This window comes from Rugosimonospora africana, from assembly GCF_016862975.1.
Lineage (GTDB): Bacteria > Actinomycetota > Actinomycetes > Mycobacteriales > Micromonosporaceae > Rugosimonospora > Rugosimonospora africana.
The window spans coordinates 330,282-350,611 of sequence record NZ_BONZ01000013.1 but is presented as its reverse complement, the minus strand read 5'-3'; the positions used below and the strand labels follow the sequence as shown (position 1 = coordinate 350,611).

The 20,330-nt window shown below is 69.1% G+C and carries 16 protein-coding genes, 1 tRNA gene, 1 pseudogene and 1 riboswitch; of the genes and pseudogenes, 6 read left to right on the top strand and 12 right to left on the bottom strand.

The genetic code is table 11. The features are described 5' to 3' along the window. Nucleotides 1-34 precede the first annotated feature (34 nt). The gene (locus Raf01_RS07340; RefSeq protein WP_203916942.1) at nt 35-730 is read left to right on the top strand and encodes an alpha/beta fold hydrolase; all 696 of its coding nucleotides are present in this window, start codon (nt 35-37) and stop codon (nt 728-730) included. 128 nt (nt 731-858) lie between these two features. Here the strand turns inward: Raf01_RS07340 and Raf01_RS07335 are convergent. Continuing rightward, a tRNA-Gly gene (locus Raf01_RS07335) sits at nt 859-932 on the bottom strand. Nucleotides 933-945: 13 nt separating this feature from the next. Beyond that, nucleotides 946-1,452: a pyridoxamine 5'-phosphate oxidase family protein gene (locus Raf01_RS07330; RefSeq protein WP_203916941.1), complete on the bottom strand. Its 507-nt coding sequence runs from the start codon at nt 1,450-1,452 to the stop codon at nt 946-948. 91 nt (nt 1,453-1,543) lie between these two features. Here Raf01_RS07330 and dcd point away from each other — a divergent pair, with 91 nt between their 5' ends. Further along, nucleotides 1,544-2,128, top strand: a complete 585-nt coding sequence (dcd, locus tag Raf01_RS07325; protein ID WP_203916940.1) for a dCTP deaminase — start codon at nt 1,544-1,546, stop codon at nt 2,126-2,128. A gap of 22 nt (nt 2,129-2,150) precedes the next feature. Here dcd and Raf01_RS07320 read toward each other — a convergent pair whose 3' ends face one another. From Raf01_RS07320 to Raf01_RS07290, 7 genes are all read right to left on the bottom strand, one after another. After that, complete coding sequence (locus Raf01_RS07320; RefSeq protein WP_203916939.1) at nt 2,151-4,349, bottom strand: FUSC family protein; 2,199 nt, start codon at nt 4,347-4,349, stop codon at nt 2,151-2,153. Nucleotides 4,350-4,861: 512 nt separating this feature from the next. Beyond that, on the bottom strand, nt 4,862-5,863 hold the full coding sequence (locus Raf01_RS07315; protein WP_203916938.1) for a C40 family peptidase: 1,002 nt from the start codon (nt 5,861-5,863) through the stop codon (nt 4,862-4,864). A 29-nt stretch (nt 5,864-5,892) separates the two neighbouring features. Next, a riboswitch (cyclic di-AMP (ydaO/yuaA leader) is annotated at nt 5,893-6,027 on the bottom strand. Nucleotides 6,028-6,261: 234 nt separating this feature from the next. Next, nucleotides 6,262-7,266: a C40 family peptidase gene (locus Raf01_RS07310; RefSeq protein WP_203916937.1), complete on the bottom strand. Its 1,005-nt coding sequence runs from the start codon at nt 7,264-7,266 to the stop codon at nt 6,262-6,264. 108 nt (nt 7,267-7,374) lie between these two features. Continuing rightward, nucleotides 7,375-8,421: a hemolysin family protein gene (locus Raf01_RS07305; RefSeq protein WP_203916936.1), complete on the bottom strand. Its 1,047-nt coding sequence runs from the start codon at nt 8,419-8,421 to the stop codon at nt 7,375-7,377. Then, entirely contained in the window at nt 8,414-9,703 is a 1,290-nt protein-coding gene (locus tag Raf01_RS07300) for a hemolysin family protein (RefSeq protein ID WP_239133436.1), read from the bottom strand. Before Raf01_RS07300 ends, Raf01_RS07305 begins: the two co-directional genes overlap by 8 nt. 99 nt (nt 9,704-9,802) lie before the next feature. Continuing rightward, a complete protein-coding gene (locus tag Raf01_RS07295) occupies nt 9,803-11,995 on the bottom strand; it encodes a (Fe-S)-binding protein (RefSeq protein WP_203916935.1) in 2,193 nt (730 codons plus the stop codon). A 247-nt stretch (nt 11,996-12,242) separates the two neighbouring features. Continuing rightward, a complete protein-coding gene (locus Raf01_RS07290) occupies nt 12,243-12,506 on the bottom strand; it encodes a cell division protein CrgA (RefSeq protein ID WP_203916934.1) in 264 nt (87 codons plus the stop codon). Nucleotides 12,507-12,653: 147 nt separating this feature from the next. On the opposite strand from Raf01_RS07290, the gene Raf01_RS07285 reads away from it, so the two are divergent. From Raf01_RS07285 to Raf01_RS07270, 4 genes are all read left to right on the top strand, one after another. After that, a complete protein-coding gene (locus tag Raf01_RS07285) occupies nt 12,654-13,463 on the top strand; it encodes a DUF881 domain-containing protein (RefSeq protein ID WP_203916933.1) in 810 nt (269 codons plus the stop codon). Nucleotides 13,464-13,544: 81 nt separating this feature from the next. Further along, entirely contained in the window at nt 13,545-14,342 is a 798-nt protein-coding gene (locus Raf01_RS07280; RefSeq protein ID WP_239133435.1) for a class E sortase, read from the top strand. Further along, nucleotides 14,314-14,559: a hypothetical protein gene (locus tag Raf01_RS07275; RefSeq protein WP_239133434.1), complete on the top strand. Its 246-nt coding sequence runs from the start codon at nt 14,314-14,316 to the stop codon at nt 14,557-14,559. Before Raf01_RS07280 ends, Raf01_RS07275 begins: the two co-directional genes overlap by 29 nt. 5 nt (nt 14,560-14,564) lie before the next feature. Then, entirely contained in the window at nt 14,565-15,212 is a 648-nt protein-coding gene (locus Raf01_RS07270; protein WP_203916932.1) for an aminodeoxychorismate/anthranilate synthase component II, read from the top strand. Between the two features lie 98 nt (nt 15,213-15,310). On the opposite strand, the gene pknB is transcribed toward Raf01_RS07270, so the two are convergent. The 3 genes and pseudogenes from pknB to Raf01_RS07255 all read right to left on the bottom strand — a co-directional run bounded on the left by pknB (nt 15,311) and on the right by Raf01_RS07255 (nt 20,310). Beyond that, nucleotides 15,311-17,038: a Stk1 family PASTA domain-containing Ser/Thr kinase gene (pknB, locus tag Raf01_RS07265; RefSeq protein ID WP_203916931.1), complete on the bottom strand. Its 1,728-nt coding sequence runs from the start codon at nt 17,036-17,038 to the stop codon at nt 15,311-15,313. A 730-nt stretch (nt 17,039-17,768) separates the two neighbouring features. Then, nucleotides 17,769-18,779: pseudogene (locus Raf01_RS07260) on the bottom strand (serine/threonine-protein kinase); the annotation flags it as partial. A 19-nt stretch (nt 18,780-18,798) separates the two neighbouring features. After that, entirely contained in the window at nt 18,799-20,310 is a 1,512-nt protein-coding gene (locus Raf01_RS07255; protein WP_203916930.1) for a peptidoglycan D,D-transpeptidase FtsI family protein, read from the bottom strand. Nucleotides 20,311-20,330 lie beyond the last annotated feature (20 nt).

Here is a 20,330-nt window from a genome sequence, read left to right as displayed (position 1 = left end):
AGCGCCACATTCTTTATGAGGAAGAGAGCCGATCATGGATATCCTGCTCGTCGCCGGGCTGTGGCTCGACGGATCCGCCTGGAACGACGTCGTGTCCGCGCTCAAACCGCTCGGCCACCACCCGGTGCCGATCACCCTGCCGGGCCAGGGCGACGGGGCGGCCTCCGCGACGCTCGACGACCAGGTGGCGGCGGTCCTCGCCGCGGTGGACTCGGCGTCTGGCAAGGCCATGGTCGTGGGGCACTCCGCCGCCTGCGGCCTCGCTTGGCTGGCCGCCGACGCGCGACCGGAGAAGGTCGCCAAGGTCGTCCTCATCGGCGGCTTCCCGACCGCCGACGGGCAGCCCTACGCCGACTTCTTCGATCTGAGGGACGGTGCCATGCCCTTCCCCGGCTGGGGCCCGTTCGACGGCGCGGACTCCGCCGACCTCGACGAGGAGGCCAGGCGCACGTTCGAGGCCGCGGCGATCCCGGTACCCGAGGCGGTGGCCAAGGGCATGGTGCGGCTGACGGACGAGCGACGGTTCGACGTCCCGGTCCTGGTGGTGTGCCCGGAGTACAGCCCCGCCCAGGCTCAGGCATGGATGGCCGCGGGAGACGTGGCCGAACTCCCCAAGGCGAAGCACCTCGAGTTCGTTGACATCGACTCCGGCCATTGGCCCATGGTCACCAAGCCGGTCGAACTCGCCCGGCTCCTCGATGCGGCGGCCTCCGGAGCGGTGGACGGCTGAGGAAACTGGTCGAAGTCCGGGCCACCTTGGTACCGCTCGGCTGAGGCGCGGCGGGCAATCTGGCGTACGGCGGGCAATGCAGAAGGCCCAGCTTCGGGACCATGGTCCTGAGCTGGGCCTTCAGAGCTTGGAGCGGGTGAAGGGAATCGAACCCTCACTGTCAGCTTGGGAAGCTGATGTTCTGCCATTGAACTACACCCGCGAGCGGGACCACTCTACCTGATCGCCGGCCCGTGCCGCATCGCCGCTCCGTCGGCCGCCTCGGCGATCCGCTCATCCCGCCAGATCTCGGTGGTCGTGGCCTCCGGGCCGCCGCCGTTGACCCGCCGCGCCACCATCGCCACCTCGACCGAGAACTCGTACAGGCGCCAGTCGATCCGCTTCTCCGCCCGGTATGCCTCCGCCAGCCGCTCCACCCGCCGCCGGTCCGTCACCGGCCGCGCTCGACCCGACAGGTATGCCTCGTCGTCGTTGTCCTCCGGCGGGTACGAATGCAGCGCGTAGCGCCCGTCGCGATCGAGGTCTCGCCGCTTCGGGGAATCGATGACGAAGCAGTACAGCCCGTCATCCATGATCACTGGGGCCACCGGATGTACCCGCGGCCCGCCGTCCGCCCGGATCGTCGCCAGGTACCCGAGTCCCGACCCGTACTGATGGATGAGCTCACGGATTGCCGACGCGAGCCCGGGGTTGGCGGCGGTGAATTCAGACCACGATGCCATGCCCACATTCTATCGAACATACGTTCGATACGACACTTGCCGGGCGCCCAAACGCGGATGGTGCGACACGCCCCTGGGTAAGCTGCCAGGCGTGCTGCTTTCCGACCGTGACCTGATCGACGAGCTGAAGAGTGGGCGGCTTGAGCTGGACCCGTTCGAGCCCGAACTCGTGCAGCCGTCCAGCATCGACGTTCGGCTCGATCGGCTGTTCCGCGTCTTCAACAACCACCTCTATACGCACATCGATCCGGCTATCCAGCAGGACGAGCTGACGTCGCCGGTCGAGGTCGACGAGGGGCAGCCGTTCGTGCTGCATCCGGGCGAATTCGTTCTCGCCTCCACGCTGGAAGTCATCACGCTCGGCGACCAGTTGGCCGGGCGACTGGAGGGCAAGTCGAGCCTCGGCAGGTTGGGCCTGCTCACCCACTCGACCGCCGGCTTCATCGACCCCGGCTTCTCCGGGCACGTCACACTGGAGCTGTCCAACGTGGCGAACCTGCCCATCATGCTGTGGCCCGGCATGAAGATCGGCCAGCTGTGCATCTTCCGGCTGTCCTCGCCGGCCGAGCACCCGTACGGCTCGGCGGTGTACGGCTCGCGGTACCAGGGCCAGCGCGGCCCGACGCCGAGCCGGTCCTGGAAGAACTGGCGGGTCTGGCCCACCAACACCCGCTGACGTCGCGATCGGCGACCCGGCGTCAGGTCGACCCCCACGGGCCCGGTGGACGACCCGACGCCGTCTGGAGCCAGTCGAGATTCTCGCTGAGAGAAGCGAGCCAATTGCCGATCTCCAGCAGGCACACGTCCTCTGATCTGCCCCCGCCCGAGGCGACGATGGTCGCCACCTGGTCACTGATCATCGCGCCGTCCATCGGCGCGACCATCGGGTGGTCTGAGCCCTCCGGCACCTTCTCCGCCAGGGTCCGGTATCCGCGCCGCAGTTCCTCGGCGATGTCGGTCACCGTGGCCGCGGCCTCCGGCCACCCGGCCAGGAGGCCGGGCCGGTTGCGCAGGAGCAGGAACTCGGCGCCGTGCATGACATGGACGCCCGTGACCAGGAACGCCTCCCAGTACACCCGCTCGAACCGCGGGTCCGGCCGCTCCGTGTAGTACTGGCAGATCGACGCTTCGGCGGGGATGTACTCCCGCAGCGGACCGTTGAGCGCGCCCCGCGGCCAACCGCTGTACCGGCCGCGGCCGGTCAGCACCGCGATCGTCTCCTGGATGAGGTCGGCGTCGGCTCTCAGGTACGCGCCGACCCTCCGCCACAGCTCAGCGCCGGCGCCCCTGGGCCACATCACCAGGCCGGCCGTGATACCGACCGCACCGCCGGCGAGAACGTCCACGAGCCGGACGCTGGCCAGCCGCCAGTCCGATGGCGCGAGCTGGGCGAACACCAGCGTCACCGTGGCCGTCAGCGCAGCCTGGGACCAGATCGTGCCCAGGAGCTTGCCCACGCCGAAGGCCAGCACGGCCGCCACCAGCAGCGCCATCGCGTACGGCAGCGCACCGTCAACGAACGTCAGCACCAGACCGGTCGCCACCGCGCCGATCAACGCGCCGAGAACGGAACGGATCAGGGTCGTCCGGGTGTTGAGGGCGGAGGTCCGCATCACCGTGAGGGTCGCGAGGAGTACCCAGAAGCCGTGGGACAGGTTGAGCACTCCGGTGACCGCCCGCGCCGCCGCCAGCGCGACGGCGAGCCGCAACGCGCTCTGGAAGAACGCCGATCGGGGCGTCAGGTTCCGCCGCAGTTCCTGCCAGACCAGGGACAGGTCGCTGTGCCGCGCGTACCAGAGCGTCGTCGCTCCGTGTGAGAGGCGCTTGTCCTGCCGTACCGTCGGCTCCCGCGTCGCGACACGTACGGCGACGGTGAAGAAGTCGACGTGCTCGACGATGGACTGCAGGCTCAACCGCAACTGGCGCCGCTCGATGTCCGCCGGCTGCGTCCCTGGCGCGCCGATCGGCTCGAATCCCGGCGTGGCCTCGCTGAGCACCTCACCGATGTCCGGTGGCGTCTCGCCCCGGGTCAGGCTCCGGCCGGCGGTACGCATCGTTGTCGCGCTTCGCCGCATCGCCTCGGCCGCGTTGGCGTCGTGGTGTGACCCCAGCTGCGGTCGCGTCATGAACCGGCGTACCTGCTCGGCAACCTCCCAGGTCGTCCACGCGGCGTCGCGCAGCGCCCGATCGCGACGGCCGGCCGAGGTCGGCCGCTCGGGCACCGGAATCGCGCGTACCCGGGTCTGCCGTATCGCCTGCGCCGTCCGTTGCTGCTGCCGCGTCATCTCGCCGTCGCCCGCGGCGCGACCGGCCACCACCTCCGAGGACGCGTCGAGCAGATCGGCGGCGGCCTCCGCGGCCTCCGCGACGCGCTGCTCGTACGTCACCGGAGGCGGGGCGCGCCACAGCAGCACCTCCGCGGCGGCGGCGAGCGCCATTCCGATGCTCGCTCCGATCAGCCGGGCCGGCAGAGCCGCCAGGTGATGAGGCGAGAAGTTCGCCACCAGGTAGAAGAGCTGGAGGCCGCTGGCAAGTCCCAACAGGCGGGGGCCGGCGACGCTGAAGTAGGCGACCGAAAACCCGATCACGAGCGTTCCGATCACCGCCGCCCAGAGGTTCACGTTGAGGGCGGTTCCCAGGGCGATCAGGCCGCAGGCGACGGGTATCGCCGCGAGGATGGCGCTCGCTCGCTGCCGGGCGGAGCCCGGCAGCTGGATGAAGATCCCGGCGGCGATCGTCCCGAAGATGACGTACGTCGCCAGGATTTTGTTGTGGATGCCGTACAGGCAGACGTAATAGGCGGGAATGGCGGCGATCGTCAGGCGGAGAGCCCGCAGTGAGATCCGGAATCCCGGATCCCGGTGACGCAGCCGGTCCAGGATGCCCGCGCCGATCACGTGTGGCTCCCCCGATCCGCCCACGCTCAGACTCCGGATCCCGGCGCCGGTCAGCGCATCCGGCGCAGCCGTTCGGCCGGGTCAGGCCCTGTCCTCAATCTAGCGGCCTGCACCGGTCGGTACCCGAAGGACGACAAGACGCGACTGCTGAAAACGCCGGACCGGGAATCAGCGGCGGTCTCCGGGCGACAGTGGGCCCGCCGGTCGAACCGTCAGCGCCGCCGGCACGTTATATCGAGGAACCGCGAGGGGGTGCACGGCGCCCCGCTCACGCAGGCTCGGCGAGGGGGGAAGAGCACGCCGGGGGAAAGGGCACTGCGAGGGCGGGGCGCCGTCGGTGAACAAAGACAGAGCGTGAGCCAGGGGCCTTGAGCGCGGCAAGCCAATTAACGGCTGGCCGCGAGGCCGGTGCGTGAACGTTGACCTTCAGCCTGGGCAGCGGGGAGGTGCTACCCGGCAAGGTGCGGCGGGCGTCGCGGGCCGATCGGGCACCCGCGACGCCGTGACACGCGTCAGGGTCGGCCGTACGCGTTGACCCGGGACATGTCGAGCCTCTGCATCTGCACGTCTTCACCGAACGTCGGTGCGCTGACTACCCAGTCATTGCCGACGTAGATGACGACGTGGTGCACGTCCGAGTAGTAGTAGACCAGGTCGCCGGGCTTGAGGTTCGCATGGCTGACCGGCGTGGTGTTCTGCTTCTGCTGGTACGCGTTGTGCGGAAGCGTCACGCCGACGGAGCGCCAGGAGGCCATGGTCAGGCCGGAACAGTCGTACGAGTCGGGGCCATCGGCGTCCCACACGTACGTCTTGCCGATCTGGTTACAGGCGAACTGTGCGGCCTTGCTGCCCTTGTCGCCGGTGTAGACCTGCGGACAGGCGACCGGCTTCAGCTTGCCGGTGCCACTGGACGTCCCGTACGCGGCCAGGCGCAGCTGCTGCAACTGGTTGAGCTGGCCCTGCAGCTGCTTCTTCTGCGCGTCCAAGGTGGCCTGCTGCTTGCTGAGGTTGGCGACCATCGCGTCGATGGGCGCCTCCTGCTCCTCATACTTCTGGCGCAGCTTCACCACGTCGGCGATGCTCTGGGTCTGCTGACGGGACATCTCGTTCAGCATCCCGAGCTGATCGACCAATGTGGACGGTGAGCCGGATTCCAGCAGAGCGTTGAGATTTGATCCCGGCCCGTGCTCGTAGAACTTCGCCGAGACCGCGCTGACCCGGGTCATGGCGAGGTCGACCTGCAGCTTCAGCGGCTTGATCTGAGCCTGGAGGTTGGCGACCTTCTGCTGGTTCTTGACCAGATTCTCGTGGACGCCGTCCCACTGCTCCAGCAGCGGCTCGAGCTGGTTGAACTTCTGGTCGATCTGCGCCTCGATCTGGCCGGGGCTGGCCGGAGCGGCGTGCGCGACGGTTGCCGGGGCGAGTGCCAGGCCGGCGACTGCGGCGATCAGGCCGAAGAGACGGAAGGAGTGAGTGAACCGGGTACGGTGCGGGCGTGCGGCAGACCCTGCCACGGTGGTACGACCCTTTCTTCCCTATGAAGGCGAACAGCCTTCACCGCCTACCGGGTTAGCTGACGGGTTCGGGCTGGGAAGCGCCCTACCGCGCGTCGCGCGGATTCACCCCGATGGTGCCGGTGGGTCCCCGGTTCGGTACGTCGATTCGGCGGTACCGTCCGGGGTCTCCCCTTGCGGGCGACCGACTTCCGAGCGGCGATTCATAACGGTAGGGATACGGGACCGTGGTGCGCAAGCGAACGCGGCCACTACTACTCGTCGAATTTCCCTTCTCGACGCGCCGTAATCGCCGCATCCCGGGGCCGAGTCGTTCGTTAAACCCTTGTCGAGACTGGCAGCGGCGGTGTCCATTGTGGACACCGCCGCCGAAATCTCGGAAAATTAGGGCAGATCAGCTACGGTCGCCCGTAGCCGCTAGGGGATCCGATGTCGGCCATCTTGGCCATCCGAACGTGGTCACCCGGTTTCGGTGCGTGCACGACCCAGCCGCCGCCCACGTACAGCGCGACGTGGTGGTCGTCGGATCCGTAGAACACCAGGTCGCCCGGTCGCAGCGAGCTCGCGCTGATGTCCGGGGTAGCGCTGTCCTGGGCCGCCGCGTTGTGCGGCAGCGACACGCCGGCCGCCTTCCACGCCGTCATCGTCATGCCTGAGCAGTCGTAGTACGTCGGACCGGCGTCGCCCCAACCGTAGGGCTTGCCGATCAGCGAACACGCCTTCTTCGCCGCCGTGGCGCCCGCGCCACTGCTCGGCGTGTACGGGCAGGCCACCGGCTGGAGGCTGCCGCCTGCGCCGCCGCCCGATCCGTATGCCTGGTCACGCAGCTTCGTCAACTGGTTGATCTGGCCGGTGATCTGGCTCTTCTGTGTGGCCAGCGCCTGATCCTGCTTCCGCTGCTGGATAACGAGCGCGTCCAGCGACTGCTTCTGCTTCGCGTACTTCTGCACCTGCTCCTGCACCGCCGCGACGGTGCGCTGCTGTTCGCGCGCCACCTGGTTGAGGCTGGTGAGCTGGTCGACCAGGGTGGTCGGCGAACCGCTCTCCAGCAACGCGTTCAGGTTGGAGCCGGGACCGTTCATGTACAGCTCGGCGGACATCGCGCCGACCCGCACCTGAGCGAGTTGCACCTGGGTCTGCAGCGGTGCCAGCTGCTTGTTCAGCGTCGCCTGCTTGCTCAGGTTCTGCTGAAGCTGGTCGTGCACGCTGTTGTACTTCTCGACCAGTGGTTCGAGCTGATTCCACTTCTGGTCGATCTGTGCCTCGAGGTCGGTCACCGACGGCGTCGCGTGCGCCTGCGTGCCCGGAAGCAACGCGGCGGTAAGCGCAAGGATACTGGCAGCGACGACCATGAAGGCACGACGCGAGGACCGTGACATGGACACGGTCAGAGAGGTTCTCACGAAGTTTGGACTCCTTCGCTCCCGGGGGGACGGAGCGGGACGATCCCCTAGGTTAGGGAAGCCGCCGGTACGCAATCAAGCCGAGATCTCGGGTAATTCGCTGCGCATTCAGCTGGCGACGCTGCGTACCACCGGATTGGTTGTTCCGCCCTCGCTCGCACCCACCACGGCCCGCAGAACATCGTCGAGAGTGAGCAGTCCCAGCGGGGTGCGCCCGTCGGTGATGAGCACGATGTGCCGGCGCTCCCGGCGCATGGCCAGCAACGCCTCGGCCAGCGTCCGGTTCGGCGGGATCACCGGCAGCGGCCGGATCAGCGTGGGCTCGATCGGAGCCCGGCGCGCCTGGCCGACCACCCCGAGCACGTCCTTGACGTGCACGAAGCCCCGGACCCGGCGGGTCTCCCGGTCGACCACCGGGAAGCGGGACAGGCCGGTACGGGTAGCCAGCACCTCCAGCGACGCCGGCGACACGTCCTCGGCGACGGTGGTCACCGCGTTCCACGGTCGCAGCACGTCGCCGGCGGTACGTTCGTGCAGCGCCAGCGCGCCGGTGATCCGCCGGTGCTCCTCCGGGTCGAGCAGGCCCTCGGTCCGCGACTCGGCGACGAGACCGGCCAGCTCCTCGGCCGTGTAGACGGTCTTCACCGCGTCGGTCGACTCGATCCGCCAGATCTTCAACACGACCCGGGACGCCCACCGCATGGCGATCAACAGCGGCCTCGTCGCGGTGCAGAACCACAGCATCGGCGGCCCGAGCCAGAGCACGGCGCGCTCCGGACCGACCAGCGTCAGGTTCTTCGGCACCATCTCGCCGAGCACGGTGTGCAGGAAGGTCACCGCGACAAGGCCGAGGACGAACGCGATCGGGTGGGCCGCCGAGGCGGGCAGGTGGGTCACGTCCAGCCCGTCGCCGACCAGGTGGGACAGCGTCGGCTCGGCGATCGCGCCCAGACCCAGGGAGCAGATGGTCACGCCGAGCTGGGCTCCGGCGATCATCACCGGTATCTGTTCCATCGCCCGCAGCGCGGACCGGGCCATCTGTGACGTCGCGGCCAGCGGTTCGACGGCGGTACGCCTCGATGCGATCAGGGAGAACTCGGCCGCCACGAAAAACGCGTTGCCCAGCAGCAGGACGATGATGATCAGGCTAGTCATCGCTGGGCTCCGGCCGGGTCACCCGGACCTGCTCGATCCGGTGCCGGTCCACCTCCACGACGGTGAACTCCCAGCCCTGCTCGCGCAGCGTCTCGCCGTTGACCGGGATGTGCCCGAGCCGGGCCAGGATGAACCCGGCCAGCGTCTCGTACGGGCCCTCGGGCAGACGGAACCCGGTCGCCTCGGCCAGTTCGTCCTCGCGCAGCACGCCCTCGACCAGCACGCTGCGGTCGCCGGACGGCGCGGTGATCTCGAACGCCGCCGGAGCGACGTCGTACTCGTCGGCGATCTCACCGACCAGTTCCTCGGCCAGGTCCTCGACGGTCACGATGCCGTCGGTGCCGCCGTACTCGTCGACCACGATCGCCAGGTCCGCCGAACCCGCCTGAAGGATCTCCAGTACCCCGTCCAGGTCCAGGCTCTCGGGTACGTAGATCGGCTCGCGGGCGATGCTGGCCACGGTGGTGGTCAGCCGGCTGGCGGGCGGGACGGCCAGGGCGTCGATCACGGTCACCACGCCGGTCACCAGGTCGACCGTCGACTCGTACACCGGGAACCGGCTGTGCCCGGTGTCCCGGACGGTGGTCAGCAGGTCGACGATGCTGGTGCCGGCCGGAAGCGCGATCACGTCGACCCGGGGCGTCATCGCCTCGGCGGCGCGCTTCTCGCCGAACCGGATGGTGCGCTGGAGCAGCAGGGCGGTGTCCTCGGGGAGTGCGCCGGCCCGGGCCGAGATCGCCGCGAGCAGGCCCAGTTCCTCCGGAGACCGGGCGCTGGCCAGCTCTTCCTGCGGCTGCAGCCCGAAGCCGCGCACGATGAGGTTGGCCGACCCGTTCAAGGCCCGGATGAACCAGCGCAGGACCGAGGAGAAGGCCCGCTGTGGACGGGCCGTGGCGCGGGCCAGCGGCATGGGCCGGGCCAGCGCGGCGTTCTTCGGCACCAGCTCGCCGAACAGCATCGAGAACAGCGTGGCGATGGCCAGCGCGACGAAGTACGTCAGTGTGCGGTGATCACCGAACAGCGGCTTGAGCAGGCGGGACAGGGCCGGCTCGGCGAGGTACCCGGTCAGCAGCGCGGCCAGGGTGATGCCGAGCTGGGCGCCGGAGAGCTGGAAGGACAGCTCGTGCAGCAGGTTCCGGACCGTGCGGGCCGCCCGGTCGCCGGACTGTGCGCTCTGCTCGATCGTCGACCGGTCGACGGTGACCAGCGAGAACTCGGCCGCGACAAAGAACGCGTTGGCGGCGGTGAGCAGCACAAATGCGACGAGGGGGAGAACTGTCAATAGCGCGGAAATAGTCGACTCACCTCGGCATCCATTGTGCCGGATAGCCGCGACCGGGCGCGGGGCGCCGCCCGGGTGGACCCGCGGTGACCGCCGGCGTCAGCCGGCGGCGGGCTCCGGCTTGATCGACCGCAGCAGTACCGTCGCCACGTCCACCACCTCGGCCTGGCCCGGAGCCACTCCGTTCACCCCGTCGGACAGCATGGTCATGCAGAACGGGCAGCCGACCGCGACCGTCTTCGCCCCGGTGGCCACCGCCTCCTCGACCCGGTCGACGTTGATCCGCTTCCCGATCCGCTCCTCCATCCACATCCGGGCGCCGCCGGCACCGCAGCAGAACGAGCGCTCGGAGTTGCGGGGCATCTCGACCAGGCTGTCGCTGGCGGCGCCGAGCACCTCCCGGGGTGGCGTGAACACCCGGTTGTGCCGGCCGAGGTAGCACGGGTCGTGGTAGGTCAGGCCGCCGTCCAGGGGCTGTACCGGAGTGAGCCTCCCGCTGCCGACCAGCTCGGCCAGTAGCTGCGTGTGGTGGATGACCTGGTACCGGCCGCCGAGCTGCCCGTACTCGTTGGCGAGCGTGTTGAAGCAGTGCGGGCAGCTAGCCACGATCTTGGTGACCCCGGCATCGTTCAGCGTCTCCACGTTCTGCATGGCCAGCGTCTGGAACAGGAACTCGTTGCCGATCCGGCGGGCCGGGTCGCCGGTGCAGGTCTCGCCGTTGCCCAGGATCGCGAAGGAGACCCCGGCCTCGTTCAGCAGCGTGGCCACGGCCCGCGTGGTCTTCTTGGCCCGGTCCTCGAACGCCCCGGCACAGCCGACCCAGAACAGGTACTCGAAGTCCCCGCCGTCGCTGACCCGCGGGATCTCGAAGTCGAGACCCTTGGTCCAGTCCTCCCGGGTGGCCGGGGGCGCGCCCCAGGGATTGCCCTTGGACTCCAGGTTGCGCAGCATGACGCCGGCCTCGCTGGGAAAGTTGGACTCGATCAGCACCTGGTACCGGCGCATGTCGACGATGTGGTCGACGTGCTCGATGTCCACCGGGCACTGCTCCACACAGGCACCGCAGGTGGTGCAGGACCAGAGCACGTCCGGGTCGATCACGCCCTGCTCGTCCGGCCCGCCGATCAGCGGCCGCTGCGCCTCGGCCAGCGCCAGTACGTTGATCTTCGAGTGGTCGACCCCGGCTCCGGACCCGCCGTCCGGGGCGCCACCGTCCAAGGCGCCACCGTCCGGAGCGCCACCGTCCGGGGTACCGCCGTTCGCGCCGGCGCCGCCGGCGAGCAGGTACGGCGCCTTGGCGTAGGCATGATCGCGCAGCGACAGGACCAGCAGCTTCGGCGACAGTGGCTTGCCGGTGTTCCAGGCCGGGCACTGCGACTGGCACCGGCCGCACTCGGTACACGTGGTGAAGTCGAGCAGGCCCTTCCAGGTGAACTGCTCCACCGCGGCCACGCCGAACTGGTCCCGCTCCGGATCGGCCTCCTCGAAGTCCAGCGGCTTCCCGCCGCTCATCATCGGCCGCAGCCCGCCCAGGGCCGGAGCGGCGGACGCGGTGCGCTTGAAGAAGATGTTGAAGAAGGCGGCGAACCGGTGCCAGGCGATGCCCATGCTCAGGTTGAACGCGATCACCACGAACCAGGCCATGCTCACGATGATCTTCACGATCGCGGTGACCGTGATGGCGTCCGCGCTGGCCGGCAGGATGTGACCGAGGCCGTGGGAGATCGGCGCCGCCCAGACCGGGTACGGCAGCTGACCGCGGGCCGCCTTGAACCCGCGGATCAGGAAGATGCAGACCACGATCCCGACGATCGTGTACTCGACGTAGTACGCCTGCCAGAACGTGGAGCCGGCGAACCGGGAGCGGGACCGGCGGGTGGGCAGGTTCAGCAGCCGGATCACGATCAGCGTGAGGATCCCGACACCGGTCAGTGCCGCGATCAGCTCCATGATCAGCCCGTACCCGGACCAGTACCCGATGACCGGGATCTCGAAGGCCGGGCTGAAGGTCTCGCCGTACGCCTCGATCAGCGTGAACAGCAGCGCGCCGAAGCCGACCATCACGAACCAGTGGGCCGCGCCGACCACTGTCCAGCGCAGCATCCGGGTGTGGCCGAGCGTCTCGGTCAGCATGGTGGCGAGCCGGGCTCGCTTGCGGTCGAACCGTTCCGGATCGGGCTGCCCGAGCCGCACCACCCGCAGGATCCCGCGTACCGCGCGGACCACCAGGGCGATCGCACCCAGGGTGATGACGATGGCGAGTGTGGCGGCCACGATCTGGACCGGTCCCATCGGTGCGGCTCCCTACTGGCGGTGGAACTCCCGTTCGTGCCGCAGCCTAACCGGTCTAGTTACTCATTGGTAACGTGAGATCCACCGCAGTCAGTCCCCGGTTCGCTGCGTGAAGGCTTACCCACAGCCTGTGGATAAGCCTGGGGAAAACCACACTTGTGTAATACCCAGCCATTCGGACATGGGTCATCCACAGGTCGGTGCCTTGATCAAAAAGGGTTGCCCGGCACTCACCGGGCAGGCGGGATCAACGCCAGCGGGCCAGCAGGGCCAGGGCCGCGACCATCGCGCCGAACCCGATCGCGAGGTTCCAATACCCCCACGCCAAGACCGGGTAGTTGCCGGTGGAAAGGTAGAACGTCACCAGCCAGCCGATGCCGATGCCGATCAGTGCCACCGCGCTAGCCGGCACCCAGGTCGGACTCGGCCGCTTGCTGACCGTCGACACGCGGGGCGCGATGTCGGTCGGCGGCGTGTAGACCTTTTTCTGTCGTACTCGGGATTTGGGCACTGGGCTCTCCTGGAGGGAATGTCGCTGAACACTACCGCGTCTGCCCGCTATGTGAACACCCGAGCACAGCCAGAATAATGTCCGTAACAAGCGTAGTCGCCCGGGCACCCGTGCGTTATCAGGTGGGGGGCGAGATGAGGGAGGGTCGTGGAGGAGTACACATCGGGCACCTCGTCCTGGCGTGAGGCGTTTCGGCGGGTCGGTTTGGGCCTGCTGCACCGCCGCCGGCGGCGGCCGACCGCGTGGTCCGCCCTGGTACCGGTAGTGGCGCTGCTCACCGGCATGCTGCTGACCACGAGCGCGCACACCGCCCAGGGCACCGCTCTCCGCGATGACCGGACCCCGCAGCTCTCCAACCTGATCGCCGACCGCAAGCGGCAGATCGATCAACTGGACAAGCAGGAATCCGGCCTGCGTGACGAGAACAACGCGAAGACCGACCAGGTGGGTAGCTCCGACGCGGACACCGCCAGGGAGCAGTCCCGCGCGGACTCGGAGAAGGCCAGCGCCGGCCTGAGCAAGGTGCACGGGCCGGGGCTGACCATCAAGCTCAACGACGCGCCGAAGCGCGCGGACGGTTCGCTGCCGCCGGGCGCCCACCCGGATGACGTCGTGGTCCACCAGCAGGACGTCCAGGCCGTGGTCAACGCGCTGTGGGCGGGTGGCGCGGAAGCCATGACGATCATGGGGGTACGCGTCATCTCCACCAGCGCGGTCCGCTGCGTGGGCAACACTTTGCTGCTCAACGGCCGGGTGTATTCGCCTCCGTTCGAGATCACCGCGATCGGCGACCCCGACCAACTCCAGGCCGCGCTCGACGCCTCGAGCGGCGTGCACATCTACCGGGAGGCGGTTGCCGCGTTCGGCCTCGGCTACGGCGTTCAGACCCGAAGCGACGTGACCCTGCCTGCCTATGACGGTTCGACCGATTTGCAGTTCGCCCACACGACAGGGTGAAACTCGTGACAGGGTAAAACTATGGCGCATAGGCCCAAACACCGCTCAACGGACAGCGATGTCACCGTCGAGATGGATCCCATGGACGTCACGATGGAGATGTCCGCGGTGGAGGATGCCTCGCCAGGCACCCTGCCAAGGCCGGCCGTGCCGGTGCAGCCCGAGGGCCCGGACCGGATCTCCCCGGTACCGGGGCGCTTCGCCCGTACCGTGCGGACGGTCGCACGTACCGGCGGGGAGCTGATGATCACGTTCGGCGTGATCGTCCTGCTCTTCGTCGCGTACCAGCTCTACGGCCGGGTCGGGATGATCAAGGATCACCAGCGGGACCTCGACCGCCGGCTGGCCCAGAACTGGGTCGCCCCGCCGACCGTGCCGAGCACCGCTCCCGCCGCGCCGTCGGCCGCCGCACCCCAGCCGCCGCCGCCGGACGGCTCCGCGATCGGCCGGCTCTACATCCCCAAGCTCGACCTGGACTGGGTCGTCGTCGAGGGGGTCTCGCTCGACGATCTCCGGGGTGCGCCCGGGCACTATCCGAGCACCGCGATGCCCGGTCAGATCGGGAACTTCGCCACGGCCGGGCACCGGGAACGGGGCATGTTCTGGGACCTCGACGAGATCCAGTCGGGCGACTACCTGGTGATGGAGACCGAGACCAACTGGTACGTGTACAAGGTCTACCAGAACGAGATCGTGAGCCCGCACGCGATGGAGGTCATCGCACCCACCCCGGACAAGCCCGGCGTCACGCCGACCCAGGCGGAGATCACCCTCACCACCTGCAATCCCAAGTGGGACAACTACCAACGGATGATCGTTCACGGCACCCTGGTGCAGACCACCCCCCACGATGTCCGACCGGCTGAACTGGGGAGTTGACGTGTACGGCTGGATCTGGCACAGGCTGCCGTTCGGGTGGCCCGGCAAGCTCGCCGGGTCGGTGCTGCTCATCGGCGCGGCGGCTGCCTTACTCTGGTACCTGGCCTTCCCGGCGGTCGATCCCTACCTGCCGTACAACGACGGTCAGGTGACCAACGGGAACGGCTCGACGAGCCAGGACAGCGTGGTCCCGGTCTCCCCCTCTCCCACAAGGTGACATTCATGCGCATCCTGGTCGTGGACAACTACGACTCGTTCGTCTACAACCTCGTGCAGTATCTGGGCCAGCTCGGCGTGGACTGCGAGGTCCGGCGCAACGACGAGGTCGACCTGGCCGAGGTCGGCCGGATCGACCCGGCCGGTGTGCTCCTCTCGCCCGGACCGGGCACCCCGCAGCGCGCCGGGATCTGCATGCCGCTGGTCAGGGAGTACGGCGACCGGTGGCCGATCCTCGGAGTCTGTCTGGGGCACCAGGCGATCGGGGCGGCGTACGGCGCGACCGTCAACCGGGCTCCGGAGCTGCTGCACGGCAAGACCTCGCAGGTACACCACCGGGGCGACGGCGTCCTTGCCGGCCTGCCCGACCCGTTCACGGCGACCCGGTACCACTCGCTGGCCGTGGTGGAGTCCACGCTGCCCGAGGAGATCGAGGTGACCGGCCGCACCGAGTCGGGCGTGGTGATGGCGATGCGCCACCGGAGCCTGCCGATCGAGGGGGTGCAGTTCCATCCCGAGTCGGTACTGACCCAGGGCGGCCACCTGCTGCTCGCGAACTGGCTGGCCACCTGCGGCTACCCGCAGGCTCTGGACCGCGCACCGGCTCTCGTCGAAGAGGTCGAGGCGCACCGGCTGGCGGCTTTCGCCGCCTGATCCCGGCGGCTCGCCCACCTACCTCATCGCTGGCGCCACCCGATCCCTCAGGCCGGCCCGGCCCGCCCGGCGTCACACCGGGCGGGTTGCGGCGAGCGCTACGGCGTCGGGGATCCGCTGCTCTCCGTCACGGTCGGCGACGGCGAACTCACCTGGGCGGCCTTGCCGATGAAGATCGTGATATGGGCGTCCAGCTTCGCGACCGTGTTCCGCGACGGTGACTGGCTGGTGACCGTACCCACCTCGTCCGGGTTGTCGGTCAGCTGCTGCGAGGCGTCCACGTTGTTGAAGTTCAGGTCGCTGAGCCGCTGTCGAGCTTGGTCCTCCGTCAGCCCGGACAGGTCCGGCACCTGGGCTTCGTTGCCCTTGCCGATGCCGACGGTGACCGTCTGTCCCTGAGAGGTCGCGGTCCCTTCCTTGGGATCGACGCTGACCACCTTGCCCTTGTCGTTGACAAGGCTGTCGACCATCTGAAAATTCGGCTTGAGCTGCGCGGCACTGAGCGCGCTCTGGGCCGCGGCCTGGGTCAGGCCGGTGAGCGGGGGCACCTTGACCGATTGCGGGCCGCCACAGACGTCGTAACCGATCACGGTGTTCTGATTCACCTGGGTCTGCGCCTGCACCGCCTGGTCGACCACGGTGTCCTTCGTGCACTCGGTGTTGAACACCGTGTTGTTCTGCTGGCCCCGCAGCTTGTTCTGCTTCAGGAGGTTCTGCGCGTCGGTGACGCTCTGGTGGACCAGATCCGGCACCCGCGACTGCGGCGTCTTGTTGGCCAGGTACAGACCGGTGCCCAGGGCGCCGAGCGCGAGCACGCCGAGGATCACCAGGCAGGCGATCACCCAGTTCGAGGCCCGGCGCCGCTGCGGGTTGCCGACGCGGGCCATCGTGCCGGTGTTGCGGTTGCCGACCAGGCGGGGCTGCTGCGGCTGGATCGTCATGGTGCGCTCGTCCGCGGGCATGACCGGCGTCGCGAGCACCGGCCGGCCGGCCGCCGCGCGCAGCACGTCGCCGCGCATCTCGCCGGCGCTCTGGTACCGGTTCATCCGGTTCTTCGCCAGCGCCTTGAGCACCACGGCGTCGACGTCCGGCGGCACGTCCCGGTTGGAGTCGCTGGGCGGGAGCGGGTCTTCCCGGACATGCTGGTACGCGACCGACACCGGGTTGTCGCCGACGAACGGCGGGTGGCCGGTGAGCAGCTCGTACAGGACGCAGCCGGTGGCGTACACGTCGGAACGAGCGTCCACCGCCTCGCCTCGGGCCTGCTCCGGCGAGAGGTACTGCGCGGTGCCGATCACCGCGCTGGTCTGCGTCATCGTGGTCGCGCCGCTGGCCAGGGCGCGGGCGATGCCGAAGTCCATCACCTTGACCTGGCCGGTCTGGGTGAGCATGACGTTTCCGGGCTTGATGTCCCGGTGGATGATCGAATGCCGGTGGCTGAACTCCAGGGCGGCACAGATGTCCGCGGTGATCTCCAGCGCCCGGCGCGGCATCAGCCTGCCCTCGGCCGTCAGTACTTCCTTGAGGGTGCGGCCGTTGACGAACTCCATGACGATGAACGGGATGGTCTCGCCGGTCGGCGCGCGCTCCTCGCCGGTGTCGTAGACAGCGACGATCGCCGGGTGGTTCAGCGAGGCCGCGTTCTGTGCCTCGCGGCGGAATCGCTCCTGGAAGGTGCGGTCCCTGGCCAGGTCGGTACGCAGCATCTTGATCGCTACGTCCCGGCCCAGGCGGAGGTCTCGGCCGCGGTGCACTTCGGCCATCCCGCCATAGCCGAGCAAATCGCCGACCTGGTACCTGCCCCCGAGCAGGCGGCCCGCACTCATTTCGTCAGTCGTCCTTTAACATCGATGTTCATCGTCCCTTGCCATTCCTACCCGATGGCGTTCATTGGGATTTCCGGGGGTCCGGGGTGCAGTCGTTCCCGTTCCGCCCGCCGCAGGTCTGATCCGGCTTGGCCGTCGTCGGCTGGGTGGTCGGTCCGTTGCCGCCGTTTCCGCCGTCGCCACCATCCTTGCCGGTCGTGACCTCGACCTTGATCGTGTCGCCGGGTCGGGCCTGGCACGGGGTGACATCCAGCACCGTGCCGGACTTGCCACCGCCGTCCACCTCTTCCTCGTCGACGCCGAAATTCGCGTCCTGCAGCGTCCTCGCCACCGCGCTGTACGGCTTGCCGATCAGCTGGTCGCAGTGCAGGTTGACGAGCTGGTTGGCGGAGCCCGTGGTGGGCGTGTTCTGCGGTTGGTCGTTTGTGGGTGGCGGTGCCGCCGCCGTCGTCGCCGGGCTGCTGGGGCTGTCGGTCGGCCCCGGCGTGCCGTCGTTGTTGTGCTGGGAGGCAAGCACGAACGCGAGCACGCCCGCGCCGATCAGCAGCAGTGCGACCAGGCCGACGAGCACACCGGTGAGCACGGCCCGACCGTTCCCGTTGCCCTTCGACGGAGGGGTGGCGGCCGGGTACGCCGGCTCCGGTCGGCGCGGCGGCGTCTGGGTCGGTGGCAGTGCGCTTCCCCGGGCGTACCCGGCCGGGCTGACCGGCCTGGTGCGCGCCGTCCCGCCCGGGTACCCGGGCATGGCGCGGGTCGCCGGTACGCCACCGGCCGGCGGCCGGGCGACCGGTACACCGCCGACGGGCGCCCGCATCGTCGGTGCGGTGCTCGACCCGAGCGGGCCGGGCGAGGTCTGGGACGCGATGGGCGGTACCGAGACCGGAGCGCCGGCCGGTCCCACGCCCGGTCCGCCGCCACCCGCCAAGCCTGCCGAGGCACGCCGTGCGACCTGCCCGAGCGCGGCCGCGCTGGGGTACCGGGCCGTGGGCTCCTTGGCCATGGATCGCTCGACGATCGCCCGGACGTTCGGCGGGGTGTCCCGGGGCAGCGGCGGTGGCTGCGAACGGACGTGCTGCATCGCGATCTCGAGCGGGTTGTCGCCCTCGAACGGGCGGCGCCCGGCGAGGCACTGGTACGCCACGACGCCCAGCGCGTACACGTCGGACAGCGGTGTCGCCACCGCGCCGGCCGCCTGCTCCGGGGAGATGTACGACGCGGTACCCAGCACCGACCCGGCCGCGGTGAGCTGCCCGACGATCGCCGAGCGGGCGATCCCGAAGTCGGTCAGCACCAGCGTTCCGTCCGGCCGGACCAGCAGGTTGCCCGGCTTCACGTCCCGGTGCACGATGCCCTTGTCGTGGGCGGCCTGGAGAGCGTCGGCGGCCTGCGCGACCAGGGCCATGGTGCGGCCCGGGGTCAGCCGGCCGACGCGCCCGAGGGTACGGGACAGCGCGTCGCCCTCCACGTACTCCATCACCAGGTACGCGCCGACGACCGGGTCGGATCCGTAGTCATAGACGTTGACCACGCCCGGGTGGTTGATGGTCGCCATGGTGCGCGCCTCGCCCCGGAACCGCTCGACGAAGCCGGGATCCTCCAGCAGCTGAGGTAGGAGGACCTTCACGGCCACGGTACGTCCGAGCACATCGTCCGTGCCGCGCCAGACCTCGCCCATGCCGCCACCGGCGATCCGCTCGTCCAGCCGGTACCGCCCACCGAGCATGGTGCCCACGTTCACCATCGCGATGGCTCACTCCGACTCATTTGATCCCCTTCTCGGAGATCACGGTCTTCATCAGGTCGCCGGCGATCCGGGCGGCCTCCCCGCTGCCGCCGGTGCCGGCGTGCTCCAGGAAGACCGCGACCGCCGCGATCGGCCGGTTGTCCTTCATCACGAATCCAATGAACCAGCCGTGGTCGCCATCGTCCGCGGCGTTCTGTGCCGTTCCGGTCTTGCCGCCCACCTGGAAGCCGTCGATTTTGGCCCGGGTACCGGTACCGCTCTGGACGACGCTCTCCATCATCTGCTGGAGATCGCCGGCCACCTGGTTGTTGATCGGGGTCCGCAGCACCTTGGGCGACGCGGTGTACGCCGACGTCAGGTCCGGAGCCTGAGCCTTGTCCACCAGGTACGGGCGCATCTGCTTGCCGTCGTTGGCCACAGTCGCCGCGATCAGAGCGCCCTCCATCGGCGTCATCCGCACGTTCAACTGGCCGATGCTCGACTGGGCGACGTAGTTCGGGTCGTCCTGGCCGTTGGCGTCCGTCATGTCCCCGGTGTGGCTGGCGACGACCCCCAGCCCGGAGCCGTGACCGTCCCGGCCGAGGCTGAGCCCGTCGTCCTCGAAGCCGAACGCCTGCGCCATCGACTTGATCTGCGCCGAGCCGAGCTTGACCCCCAGCTGCGCGAACGCGGTGTTGCACGAGACGGTCAGCGCCTGGATCAGCGTGATGTTCGGGTCCGGGCAGGTCGACGCCTCGGCGTTGTGCATGGTGAACGTACCGCCCGGGATCGGCGTGTACGACGCCCCGGCGGGGATCACCGTCTGCGGCGTGTACTGGCCGGTGGCCAGCGCGGCCGCCGAGTCGATCACCTTCATCGTCGAGCCCGGCGAGAAGGTCTCCTGGGTGGCCTTGTTCAGCAGCGGCTTGTCGGGGTCGGCGTTGAGCTGCTCGTACGCGTTGTCCGCGGTCTTCGTGTCGTGGCTGACGAGCGGTGTCGGGTTGTAGCTCGGGGTGGAGGCCAGGCCGAGGACCGCCCCGGTGCTGGGATCGAGGACCACCGCCGCCGCGTTCTTGGCGCCGCTGCGGTTGTGCACCACATCGTTGTACGCCTGGTCCTGCACCTTCTTGTCGATGGTGAGCAGGATGTTGCCGCCGGTGCTCTTGTTGCCGAACATCTCCTTGATCCGATCGGCGAACAGCTCGGGAGCGTTACCGGACAGGAAGTCGTTCTCCGCCTGCTCCACGCCGGTGGCCAGACCGCTGACCGGCTTGTACCCGACAAACGGCGCGTACTCGGCGCCGAGCGGGTACGCGCGCTGGAACTTCAGCTCGTCACCGGTCGCGACACTCTGCGCCACGATCACCTGCCCGCCGGACACCGCGATCTGGCCGCGCTGGCGCTGGTACTCGGTCAGCTGCGTCCGCGAGTTGTGCGGGTCGGTACGGTACGCGTTCGCCTTGTACGCCTGCACCCAGTTCAGGTTCAGGAACAGCAGTCCGAACAGGACCAACGCGACCACGCCCACTCGGCGCAGGGGCGCGTTCATGACTTCCTCCGCTCGCGCGC